This window comes from Perspicuibacillus lycopersici (genome assembly GCF_025660475.1).
Taxonomy (GTDB): Bacteria; Bacillota; Bacilli; order Bacillales; family Caldibacillaceae; genus Perspicuibacillus; species Perspicuibacillus lycopersici.
This window is the reverse complement of the sequence record NZ_JAOUSF010000003.1, coordinates 323,895-336,201: the sequence shown is the minus strand read 5'-3', so window position 1 is coordinate 336,201 and position 12,307 is coordinate 323,895. Positions and strand designations below refer to the sequence as shown.

The 12,307-nt window shown below is 36.2% G+C and carries 14 protein-coding genes; all 14 read left to right on the top strand.

What is annotated here, in order from left to right; genetic code table 11:
* Positions 1–17: 17 nt before the first annotated feature.
* Complete coding sequence (spoIIIAD, locus tag OEV98_RS09720; RefSeq protein ID WP_263073559.1) at positions 18–398, top strand: stage III sporulation protein AD; 381 nt, start codon at positions 18–20, stop codon at positions 396–398.
* A gap of 46 nt (positions 399–444) precedes the next feature.
* On the top strand, positions 445–1,632 hold the full coding sequence (spoIIIAE, locus tag OEV98_RS09715) for a stage III sporulation protein AE (protein ID WP_263073078.1): 1,188 nt from the start codon (positions 445–447) through the stop codon (positions 1,630–1,632).
* Positions 1,633–1,645: 13 nt separating this feature from the next.
* Positions 1,646–2,290 carry a stage III sporulation protein AF gene (spoIIIAF, locus tag OEV98_RS09710; protein WP_263073077.1) on the top strand — a complete coding sequence of 215 codons (645 nt, stop codon included), beginning with the start codon at positions 1,646–1,648 and terminating at the stop codon, positions 2,288–2,290.
* Positions 2,283–2,939, top strand: coding sequence for a stage III sporulation protein AG (gene spoIIIAG, locus OEV98_RS09705; RefSeq protein WP_263073076.1), 657 nt, complete (start codon positions 2,283–2,285; stop codon positions 2,937–2,939). Before spoIIIAF ends, spoIIIAG begins: the two co-directional genes overlap by 8 nt.
* Positions 2,940–2,957: 18 nt before the next feature.
* A complete protein-coding gene (locus tag OEV98_RS09700; protein WP_317633801.1) occupies positions 2,958–3,500 on the top strand; it encodes a SpoIIIAH-like family protein in 543 nt (180 codons plus the stop codon).
* 216 nt (positions 3,501–3,716) lie between these two features.
* Entirely contained in the window at positions 3,717–4,229 is a 513-nt protein-coding gene (gene accB, locus OEV98_RS09695; protein ID WP_263073075.1) for an acetyl-CoA carboxylase biotin carboxyl carrier protein, read from the top strand.
* 13 nt (positions 4,230–4,242) lie between these two features.
* Entirely contained in the window at positions 4,243–5,622 is a 1,380-nt protein-coding gene (gene accC, locus OEV98_RS09690) for an acetyl-CoA carboxylase biotin carboxylase subunit (RefSeq protein ID WP_263073074.1), read from the top strand.
* Entirely contained in the window at positions 5,615–6,010 is a 396-nt protein-coding gene (locus OEV98_RS09685; protein WP_263073073.1) for an Asp23/Gls24 family envelope stress response protein, read from the top strand. The genes accC and OEV98_RS09685 overlap by 8 nt, the downstream gene beginning before the upstream one ends.
* 272 nt (positions 6,011–6,282) lie before the next feature.
* Positions 6,283–6,675: a transcription antitermination factor NusB gene (gene nusB, locus OEV98_RS09680; protein WP_263073072.1), complete on the top strand. Its 393-nt coding sequence runs from the start codon at positions 6,283–6,285 to the stop codon at positions 6,673–6,675.
* Between the two features lie 29 nt (positions 6,676–6,704).
* Entirely contained in the window at positions 6,705–7,571 is an 867-nt protein-coding gene (folD, locus tag OEV98_RS09675) for a bifunctional methylenetetrahydrofolate dehydrogenase/methenyltetrahydrofolate cyclohydrolase FolD (RefSeq protein WP_263073071.1), read from the top strand.
* Positions 7,572–7,700: 129 nt separating this feature from the next.
* Positions 7,701–9,056 (top strand): exodeoxyribonuclease VII large subunit, encoded by a 1,356-nt coding sequence (xseA, locus tag OEV98_RS09670; protein ID WP_263073070.1) that lies wholly within the window; start codon positions 7,701–7,703, stop codon positions 9,054–9,056.
* Positions 9,049–9,282 (top strand): exodeoxyribonuclease VII small subunit, encoded by a 234-nt coding sequence (xseB, locus tag OEV98_RS09665; RefSeq protein WP_263073069.1) that lies wholly within the window; start codon positions 9,049–9,051, stop codon positions 9,280–9,282. Before xseA ends, xseB begins: the two co-directional genes overlap by 8 nt.
* 23 nt (positions 9,283–9,305) lie before the next feature.
* Complete coding sequence (locus tag OEV98_RS09660) at positions 9,306–10,169, top strand: polyprenyl synthetase family protein (protein WP_263073557.1); 864 nt, start codon at positions 9,306–9,308, stop codon at positions 10,167–10,169.
* Between the two features lie 244 nt (positions 10,170–10,413).
* On the top strand, positions 10,414–12,306 hold the full coding sequence (gene dxs, locus OEV98_RS09655; RefSeq protein WP_263073068.1) for a 1-deoxy-D-xylulose-5-phosphate synthase: 1,893 nt from the start codon (positions 10,414–10,416) through the stop codon (positions 12,304–12,306).
* The last annotated feature ends 1 nt before the right edge of the window (position 12,307 follow it).

Genomic DNA, 12,307 nt, shown 5'->3' with positions numbered 1-12,307 from the left:
GCTCCTCGATTGATATTCTGCAAATAATTGGAATAGGACTAATTGCATCATTTTTAGCAATCATTATTAAAGAACAAAAGCCAAATATCGCGTTCCTATTAACTGTATTTACTGGTAGTGTCATATTTTTGTTTTTAATTGATCAAATTTATACGATCATTCAAATGATTGAACGAATCGCAATTAGTGCAAAAGTAAATACCGTTTACGTGGAAACTATCCTAAAAATCATAGGGATTGCATATATTGTAGAATTTGCTTCACAAATAACAAAAGATGCTGGACAAGGTTCAATTGCTTCTAAAATAGAAATGGCTGGAAAAATAATTATTTTAGCGATGGCCGTGCCTATTTTAACCGTATTAATTGAAATGATTTTAAAAATGATTCCTTCCTAATAATAGTAAACATAGTAATAGTGTATATCAAAATTGAGGTGAAACAATGAAGCGCCAGATCGTCCGCTGTATACTTTTCGGAATGGTATTCTTTTTTCTTTGGACAAGTCCTATCTTCGCTTCTACACCAGAAGAAGGAAAGAATGCAATCGATTTAGTAGAGGAACAATTAGAAACAATCGATTTCAGTGATATTCAACAATTTTGGGATCAAATTGTCACGGATTATGGCGGATTTTTACCAGAAAGTGAGAAAGGAAGTCTTCTAGATTATATAAAATCTGCAGATGATTTTAGTTTAAAGGAATGGGGACTTGCTGCCCTACGTTATGTCTTTCATGAATTAATCGCAAACGGTCAATTATTAGGATCCCTGATTATGCTGACAATCTTTAGTATGTTTTTACAATCCATTCAAAATGCCTTTGAAAAAAGCACCGTTAGTAAAATTGCATATTCCATTGTGTTTATGGTACTTATGATCATTGCATTAAATAGTTTTCATATTGCGATTGAATATGCTAGTGGGGCAATTGACAATATGATACATTTCACGATTGCATTTATCCCATTGCTACTCGCATTAATTGCCACGAGTGGTGGTATCATCTCCGGCGGATTTTTCCATCCAGTCATTTTATTTTTAACAGATATAAGTGGGATATTTGTGAAAAACATCGTCCTACCTCTATTATTTCTATCCACATTATTAAGCATTGTAAGTACTTTGACAGAACATTATAAGGCTACACAGCTTGCACAATTATTACGGAATTGGAGTATCGGCTTACTCGGTGTATTTATGACGGTGTTTTTAAGTGTAGTCTCCATTCAAGGTGCTACAACAGCGGTTGCCGACGGGGTTGCTATTAAAACAGCAAAGTTTGTTACGGGAAATTTTATACCGGTTGTCGGTAGGATGCTAACCGATGCGGCAGATACGGTGATTAGTGCATCCGTATTAATGAAAAATACTATTGGAATTGCTGGTGTTGGCATTCTTTTACTATTAATCATGTTTCCTGCATTAAAAATCTTAATGATTGCATTTATTTTCAAATTTGCAGCAGCACTCCTCCAGCCGTTAGGTGGGGGACCGATAATTACTTGTTTAGATATTATTTCTAAAAGTGTTATCTATCTTTTTGCTGCACTAGGCATTGTGGCAATCATGTTTTTCTTATGCTTAACCGTAATTGTGATGGCTGGTAATTTGACAATGATGGTTCGTTAAGGTAGGTGAGGAAATGGAATTTCTTTCAGAATGGATAACGAATATTTTATTATTTATTTTACTTGCGGTAGTTGTAGAGCTGTTACTTCCTCAAACGAATTTGCAAAAATACGTCAAAATGGTTTTAGGATTGTTATTAATCGTAATTATTTTAACTCCGATTTTTCAATTGTTTTCTGTGGATGCAAACGAATTATTGCATCAGGCAACAAAAGAAGCTGATCGAAATAATTCTTCCATAGAAAATTCAATAGAAAATAAGAAAATAGATATACAAGCCGAACAACGTGCATATATTTTAGAAGAAACGGCTGTCCAATTAGAGGAATTAACACAAAAGGAGTTGATGGAAAGGTTTAATTTACAAATTAAGGATATTCAGTTAGTAGTAAATGACACGTTTGATAATACAGCCAGCATGGAAAATATCATGGAAAGTATTGATGGTATTACCGTTGTTTTAGAAGAAGCAAAAGGCGACGATCAAACGGCAGTAGAAGTAGTACAAGAAGTAAAAATAGATACAAATGAAGGAGTACCCAAAGAAGATACTAATGTAATAGATTCGTCTGTTGCAAGTTTTCTTTCCGATAACTGGGGGGTAGATATGGAAACTATTCACATTACAGTTGAAAGGGGGAATAGTGGGAATGAGTGAAGAGCGAGGACCGTTATCTTCTCTAAAAAAATGGTTGAATAATAATAAAAATGGTTCCAGCGGCAATCAAAAGCTGGGTAAACATCATTATATTTTAATCGCATTAATTATCGGGATAGCTTTTATGCTAATGAGTAAGTTTTTAAGTGGTAACCAGCAATCCACTGACCCTATGCCCGTAAATTCAACAAACGATGCTGTTGAAGATGTGGAAACACTCGGCAAAAATAGTGGCAGCCAGCCTTCTTCCATGATGGATTATGAAGTCTACTATGAAAATCAACTGAAGGATCCATTAGAAGCCATCGTTGGCGTAGACGACGTATCCATTGTAGTAAATGTGGAAGCAACAGAGAAACAAATCTATGAAAAAAATAAAATAAATCATAAACAAACTACGGAAGAAACCGATGCGAATGGTGGAAAGCGTAAGGTGGAAGATGATTCTACCGAAGAGCAGATGGTTCTTATCCGCGAAGGTGACAAAGAAATACCATTAATTTCAGAAACGAAAAAACCTGAGATTCAAGGAGTTTTGATAGTCGCTAAAGGTGCAGATAATCTGCAAGTGAAAAAATCAATAATTGAGGCAGTCACTAGAGTACTAGATGTCTCTAGCCATCGTGTCTCAGTTCAAGTTAAAAAATAGCTTAAGGGGGATAAAAAAATGATGTTAAAAAAACAAACCGTGTGGTTATTAACAATGCTAAGTCTAGTCGTAGTCCTATCTGTATACTATATTTTTGGGGAAGATCAAAAGTCAAATGTGGCAAATGTTGATAATGAGCAAGCTGGAACAGAAGAAATGCAAAACGAAGCAGATGGAGCAACTAGCAATCAATTAACAACTGATCAAGCTTTCGAAGCGATTCGCCTTCAAATGCAAGATGACCGTGGAAGAAGAATAGAGGAGTTGCAAACAATTGTAGGTTCAACAGAATTATCAGCAGAAGAAATTAGTGAAGCGAAAGATGAAATGGAAATGATTAATGAAATTGCTGAGAAAGAAAGATTGTTAGAAAAACTAATTGTTTCAACATTAAATTATGAAGATGCATTAGTCCGTGCCGATGGTAAAAATGTATCGATTACCGTTAAAGGACAAGAGCCTTCTAAAACAAATGCAAATGCAATCATTCAAATGGCTGCAAAAGAAATGGGAACATCCTCTGTCCAAGTTTCCTTCCAAACAGAAGATGAAACAAAATAATGAATCTATTTTTCTCGGGTAATATAAAAACATTTTTCCCGATAAAGATTTAAGCGGAAAATGTGTTCCAATCAAAGTTTGGGACACATTTTTTCATGCGACAAAAGCTTGAAAATAGCGTTTACTTGTATTAACCTTTTATTAAGGATTGAATTATAGGTACATTATATCGTATAGTATTAGTAGTTAGTCATAATTTTTTAAGGGGTGTTTTACATGTTGAAAGTCCAAGAAATCCGTGAACTAATCAGACTTGTAGATCAATCAAGTATTGATGAATTTACTTTTGAAAATGAAGGTATAAAGTTAATAATGAAAAAAAATAATCTTGCAGAAGTGAGAGAGCTATCTGCTTCTCTACCAGTTCAAGTAATAAATACTGCTTTACCACAAGCAGAACAAAAACCAGTAGAAGTTTCTACTCCAAATGTAGAAACAAAAATAGAAGCACCAGTAATTACAAATCCAGAAACTGCGGAAGAGGCAAAATTACATACAATTACCTCACCAATGGTAGGAACCTTTTACAATGCACCATCACCAGGTGCAGAACCATATGTGAAGATTGGTTCACCAGTAACGAAAGAAACAATTGTTTGTATTGTGGAAGCGATGAAACTATTTAATGAAATTGAGGCAGATGTAGAAGGTGAAATTGCTGAGATTCTTGTAGAAGAGGGCCAATTAGTAGAATTTGGCCAACCACTGTTTTCAGTAAAAGTAAAATAAGAGGTGCTCAGTTATGATAAAGAAAATATTAATTGCAAATCGAGGAGAAATTGCTGTCCGAATTATTCGTGCGTGCAAAGAGATGGGTATTGAAACTGTCTCTGTATATTCTGCAGCAGATCAAGAGGCACTACATGTGCAAATGGCAGATGAAGCATATTGCATCGGACCAAATCCGTCAAAAGATAGTTATTTAAACATACCAAATATATTAAGTGTTGCTAGACTAACCGGTTGTGATGCTATTCATCCAGGTTATGGTTTTCTAGCAGAAAATGAAGATTTTGCAGCTTTAGCAGCAGAATGTCATCTAACTTTTATTGGTCCTAGCCCAGAAGCTATTGCGAAAATGGGAACGAAGGACGTTGCAAGAGAAACAATGAAGCAAGCGGGAGTACCGATTGTTCCTGGGTCACAAGGAATTGTGGAAGAAATGGACGACGCACTTGCCGTTGCAAGAGATATCGGATATCCAGTCATTATTAAAGCAACTGCCGGTGGTGGCGGTAAAGGAATCCGGATTGCTCGGAATGAAGACGAATTAATAAATGGTATAACCATTACGAGACAAGAAGCAATGACTGCATTTGGTAATCCAGGCGTTTATATAGAAAAGTATATTGAAGATTTTCGTCATGTTGAAATCCAAGTATTAGGTGATAATTTTGGCAACGTGATCCATTTAGGAGAGCGGGACTGTACGATTCAAAGAAGACTTCAAAAATTATTAGAAGAATCTCCATCGCCAGCATTAAATGAGGAAATTCGTAATAAAATGGGAGCAGCAGCAGTTTTAGCTGCTAAAGCAGTTGATTATACAGGCGCTGGTACGATAGAATTTATATATGATTACCGTAATGAATCATTCTACTTTATGGAAATGAATACCCGAATTCAAGTAGAACATCCAGTTACAGAACTCGTCACAGGGATCGACTTAATTAAAGAACAAATTCTTATTGCAAGTGGTCAGCCTTTACAATATAAGCAAGAAGATATTAAAATGAATGGATGGGCGATTGAATGTCGGATAAATGCGGAAGATCCTGAGAAGAACTTCCTACCATCTCCAGGGAAAATTAAAATGTATTTACCACCAGGCGGTTTAGGTGTACGTGTGGATTCAGCCGTTTATCCAGGATATTCAATTCCTCCCTACTATGACTCGATGATTGGAAAACTGATTACTTATGGAGCGACAAGAGAAGAAGCAATAAGTCGGATGAAACGAGCGTTAAGTGAATATGCAATTGAAGGTGTTGCAACTACTATTCCTTTCCATTCCCGTCTGTTGGATCATGAAACATTTGTCAGTGGTCAGTTCAATACGAAGTTTTTAGAAACGTATAATGTAATGAGGGATACTGAAGAAGGAGGTATGCGAAATGGCTGAAAATCAAGCATTAGAAATGACTAATGGTGGCTTAGGTCGAATTGAAATTGCACCGGAAGTTATTGAAATTATTGCTGGAATTGCCGCTTCAGAAGTTACAGGAGTCGCAAATATGCGCGGTAATTTTGCTTCTGGAGTAGTAGAACGTCTAGGAAAGAAAAACCACGGAAAGGGAATCCGAGTAGATCTTTCCGACAACCAAATTAAAATAGATGTTTACTGTGTACTTAATTTTGGCGTAACAATACCAAAGGTTGCAAAAGAAATGCAGGACAATATTCGCCAAGCATTATTAAACATGACGGGCTTAGAAACCGACGAGGTTAATGTTCATGTTGTGAACATTAACTTCGAAACACAAAAGGAAGAGTCTTCCGAAGAAGAATAAGAGATTATTCGAAAGCTAGCAGGGAATCCGCCCTGCTTCTTTTTTTTGTTCGTTATTATGCTAACAAATGAAAGTTCACAAATGGAATATGTGTTCACCCATCGTATTTTCGGATAAACTACTTTTAAAGAAAGCATTCTATTAATATTCACGAATAATTGCAAATTGAATCTGCCCCTTTCTTTTTAAAGGATAGTTTGCTATCATTTGTTTAGAAAATAGGACAGAATAATGGACTACATATAATGAATACGAAATAAAGGAGTATTTTCATGAATAGAAGGACAGCTAGAGAAAAAGCATTACAAGCAATTTTCCAAGTAGATGTAGGGAAAGTTGATGCCGAGCAAGCATATGAGCATGTACTGGAGGATGAAGAAAAAGATCCGTTTTTAGAAAAGGTGATATATGGAACCATTAATCATCTAGAAGAAATTGACCAATTAATTTCCGAACATCTAGAAAATTGGACAATTAGTCGGCTAGCAAACGTAGATCGAAATATTTTAAGAATTTCTGTCTATGAAATGAAATACATGGAAGAAATACCAACTAGTGTGGCGATTAATGAAGCATTGGAAATCGCGAAAAAATTTGGTGATGAGAACTCCAGTCGTTTTATTAATGGTGTATTATCGAAGGTGAAAAAAGCATTAGATAAATAAGTAGCATTATTTCCAAAAGGGGTGGAGACATGCCAGGTAAATTAATCAGTGGAAAAGAAGTTTCAATCAAAAAAAAGCAAGCTTTAAAAGAGGAAGTTACAAAATTAAAAAATAATGGAATAACTCCAGGTCTTGCAGTTGTTTTAGTAGGAAATAATTCCGCATCACAAACATATGTGCGAAATAAACAAAAGGCATGTCAAGAGGTAGGAATTCACTCTCTACTATTACATTATGATGAAAGCATTTCAGAGGAATTTTTACTGGAAAAAATTCATGAATTGAATAATGACCCGATTATTCATGGGATTCTCGTACAACTTCCGTTACCTAAACAAATCGATGCGAAAAACATACTAGAAGCGATTAGTCCTGAAAAAGACGTCGATGGATTTCATCCAAGCAATGTTGGAAAAATGATGACTGGCGAGCCGTCCTTTGTTCCGTGTACACCACTTGGGATAATGGAACTGTTAAAAGAGGCTGATGTTTCCTTGAAAGGGAAACATGCGGTTGTAATCGGTAGAAGTAATATTGTCGGTAAGCCAATTGGTCAGCTACTTTTAGCAGCAGATGCGACTGTCACTTATTGTCATTCGAAAACCGAAAATTTACGATACTACACAAGCCAAGCGGACATATTGGTTGCTGCTGTCGGTATCGCAAATTTAATTACCGCAGACGATGTGAAACAAGGTGCAGTCGTTATTGATGTTGGAATGAATCGTAATGATGCAGGAAAACTTTGCGGGGACGTATTAACAGACGATGTCATAGAAAAGGTAGCATATATTACACCTGTACCAGGTGGAGTAGGACCAATGACCATTACAATGCTATTAGCAAATACGGTGCAGGCTGCAAAAAACATCCATAATGTCATGGATCTTGTTTAATCTTAATACAGAAATACATAGCTTTTGATAGTTAAGAATGAAGCAGCACCGATAATAGGTGACTGCTTATCTTATTTTTTGTACACTAAATGTATCAGCCAATCGTGTACGGTTTAAAGGAGTGTGTTTATGTCAGAAGAACGTTATTTAACGGTACAAGCACTTACAAAGTATATAAAAAGAAAATTTGATTATGACCCATATTTACAGGATTTTTATGTAAAAGGGGAAATATCAAATTTTAAGAGACATTCTAGCGGACATATGTATTTTACATTAAAGGATGAAAAAGCACGAATACTTGCTGTCATGTTTGCAGCAAGTGCAAAAAAATTGCGCTTTGAACCGGAAAATGGAATGAATGTGTTACTTCGGGGAGAAATCACCGTTTATGAACCGAGTGGCCAATATCAAATATATGTAAAAGAAATGCAACCCGATGGAATTGGGGGGCTTTATTTAGCATTTGAGCAATTAAAAGAGAAATTAGAAAAAGAAGGTTTATTTAAAAAAGAATATAAGAAGAAACTGCCACCATTTCCAACGATGGTTGGTGTTATAACTTCACCAACCGGAGCAGCAATACGAGACATTATTACAACGATAAAAAGGAGATATCCGGTTGCAAAAATTATTGTCTATCCTGCGCTTGTACAAGGAAATCAAGCCGGACCTTCAGTTGTAAAAGCTATACAAACAGCCAATGAAAGAAATGAAGCAGATGTATTAATAGTTGGTAGAGGCGGAGGTTCCATAGAGGAATTATGGGCATTCAATGAGGAAATCGTTGCTCGTGCAATATTTGAATCAAATATCCCAATAATTTCTGCTGTTGGCCATGAGACGGATACTACAGTAGCTGATTTTGTCGCAGATATGCGGGCACCTACACCTACTGGAGCTGCGGAACTAGCTGTTCCACATATCGAGGATTTAATGGAACGGGTGCTAAATCGTAAAATCCGGCTATTACGTGTTATTAAAGAAAAAGTGAACATGGAGAATGAAAAGTTATCGAGATTAACGAAATCCTATGCATTCCGCTATCCACATAAAATGTTTGAACAAAAAATGGAGCATCTTGATCGGACGATGGAAAGGTCTAATCGAGTAATGATAAAATTAATAAAAGATCATTCTCAGCAGTTACAGCTATTGAGTAAACGACTAGAAAGAAATCATCCACAGGCACATTTTGAACGAGCAAAAACAATGTATACCAACCAAGAAAAGCGATTAAATCGATTATTAGAAAATCTGTTAAAGGATAAACAAAAGCAATTTGTCGGGATTATCCAAACATTAGAGGCGTTAAGTCCTTTGAAAATCATGAACCGTGGATATAGTATCGTTTACCAGGATGACGAAAAATTATTGAAAAGCGTGAAGGATGTAGCGGTAGGAGATAAAGTAAATATTTCATTATTTGACGGAAAATTGCATGCGCAAGTATTAGAAAGAAGGGAGAATGACCAAAATGGCTGATAAAGAGACATTAACATTTGAAGAGGCAATGGAAAAATTAGAAGGTATTGTTGATATTTTAGAGGAAGGCAATGTTCCTTTAGAAACAGCAATTGAAAAATATAAAGAAGGTATGGAATTAGCAAAAATTTGTAATCAAAAACTAAAAAATGTCGAGGATCAATTAACAGAAATTTTGAAAGAAAATGGGGAAACGGAAAGCTTTGTCATCAACGAGGAGGAATAGGGTTGCAGCATTTATCAAGTTCCATGAGCGAAAGTATTTCACACGTTAATAAGGAATTATCAAAATATATCGAAAGACTCGAAATGCCAGAGACGCTAAAAAAATCAATGGATTATTCACTCCAAGCAGGCGGAAAAAGAATCCGGCCACTACTTATATTTGCTACATTGGCAGCGTTTCGTAAGGATATAAAAATCGGCTTACCTGTTGCCTGTGCGGTAGAAATGATACATACCTATTCATTAATACATGATGATTTACCTAGTATGGATGATGATGACCTTCGAAGAGGAAAACCGACTAATCATAAAGTGTTCGGCGAGGCGATTGCCATTTTAGCGGGTGATGGGTTATTGACCTATAGTTTTCAACTGCTTTCAGAATTAAACGAGTTAAACATATCAGAAACGCAAAAATTATCCATCATTTATGAGTTAGCGAAAGCAGCCGGACCTGAAGGGATGGTTGGCGGACAAGCTGCTGATATGGAGGGCGAAAATCAAACATTAACATTAACAGAGCTAGAATATATTCATACACATAAAACGGGGAAATTGCTTACCTTTTGTGTCAAAGCAGGAGCAATTCTTTCCGGAGCAGATACATATACATTAGAACGTTTAGAAACATTTGCAAATCATATTGGTCTTGCCTTTCAAATCCAGGATGACATTTTAGACATCGAAGGTACAAGTGCAAAGCTAGGGAAAACGCAAAGTGATAACAATCATAATAAAAGTACATATCCTAGCTTATTAACGCTAGCAGGGGCGAAGAAAAAATTACAGGAACATATCCATTTGGCAAAAAGTATTCTGCGTAAACTGCCACTGGAAACAGAGCAATTAGAAAAAATCACGGATTTAATTGGCAAAAGAGACCATTAAAGAGTTAGAAATTGTACGGGATCACTATTTATTTGATATGATAAAGGAAAGGACAATCAGTTTGATAAAGGTGGGTAAATTTGTTGCCACTAATTGAATACACGTCCACTATTTTGTAAGATTCTATTATGTATTCATTTACATAAGCAGTTTATTACCGTAATTAATCATAAAAACAATAAAAATAGGAAAATCGCTTGGTAAGAAAATACCGGGAAATCGATACGAAAGTGAGTGATCCGTTATGGATCTGTTATCCATTAAAGACCCCTCTTTTATTCGTGAATTAACAATGGAACAGCTACAAGAGCTTAGTAATGATATCCGCCAATTTTTGATAAAAAAATTATCCATTACTGGCGGTCATATTGGTCCGAATCTCGGGGTTGTTGAATTAACGATTGCACTTCATAAAATGTTTGATAGTCCGAATGATAAAATTTTATGGGATGTAGGACATCAATCGTACGTACATAAAATTTTAACCGGACGGGCAAAAGATTTTGGTACGTTACGACAGTATAAAGGGCTATGCGGATTTCCGAAACGAAGTGAGAGTGATCACGATGTATGGGAAACAGGTCATAGTTCCACAAGTTTATCTGCTGCAATGGGAATGGCAATTGCGCGGGATATAAAAAAAGAAAACCATTTTATTGTCCCAGTTATTGGTGATGGAGCTTTAACTGGTGGGATGGCTCTTGAGGCACTTAATCATATTGGACATGAAAAGAAAAATATGATTGTGATTCTCAATGATAATGAAATGTCTATTGCTCCAAATGTTGGTGCACTTCACAATGTACTAGGAAGATTACGTACCGCTGGAAAATATAATTGGGTGAAGGATGAATTAGAATCCTTTTTGAAGAAGATTCCAGCAGTTGGTGGGAAAGTAGCTTCTACAGCAGAACGGTTAAAGGATAGTCTAAAATATTTATTAGTTTCAGGTGTGTTTTTTGAGGAATTAGGGTTTACCTACTTAGGTCCAATTGATGGACATAATTTTGACGATTTATTTGAGAACCTCAAATATGCGAAAAAAACCGAAGGCCCTGTGTTGCTTCATGTAGTAACTAAAAAAGGCAAAGGCTATTATCCTGCCGAAACAGATACAATTGGCACATGGCATGGACCAGGTCCGTATAAAATTGAAACAGGCGATTTTGTAAAACCGGTGAATAGTCCACCTGCATGGAGTAAAGTTGTAAGTGAGACGGTGAGAAGAATTGCACGTGAGGATGATCGAATCGTTGCAATTACACCAGCAATGACAGTAGGCTCTAAGCTAGAAGGCTATCAGGAGGAATTTCCAGATCGAATATATGATGTTGGGATTGCTGAACAGCATGCAACGACAATGGCAGCAGGACTTGCAGTAGGACATATGAAACCATACTTAACTATCTATTCCACCTTCCTTCAAAGAGCATACGATCAAATTGTTCATGATATTTGCCGGCAAAAATTAAATGTATTTATCGGAATAGATCGAGCAGGTCTTGTTGGAGCAGATGGTGAAACCCATCAAGGTGTTTTTGATATTGCTTTTTTACGTCATTTACCAAACATGGTGCTGATGATGCCGAAAGATGAAAATGAAGGACAACATATGGTATATACGGCAATGAAATATGATGATGGCCCAATTGCGATGCGCTTTCCAAGAGGAAATGGATTAGGTGTCCCTATGGATGAAAAATTAAAAACGATCCCAATTGGTACGTGGGAGGTGCTGAAAGAAGGTAGAGATGCAGTGATTTTAACCTTTGGCACAACGATACCAATGGCCATGGAAGCGTCAAGAATATTAGAGAAATACGGTGTACAGGTGAGAGTCGTAAATGCTCGCTTTATAAAACCATTAGATGAGCAATTACTATCCAAGATATTAGACGAAAATATTCCAATCTTAACAATCGAAGAGGCTGTTTTACAAGGTGGCTTTGGTAGCTCTGTAATTGAATTTGCAAGCGATCACCGCTATTCTAATTCATCCATCGAGCGTATGGGAATACCAGATAAATTTATCGAACATGGAAGTGTTTCCGAATTATTACATGAAATTGGATTAACAACGGAAAATATTGTTCAAAAGATTGGCAATATGACAAAAAAAATAGTAAAAAGGGCATAAA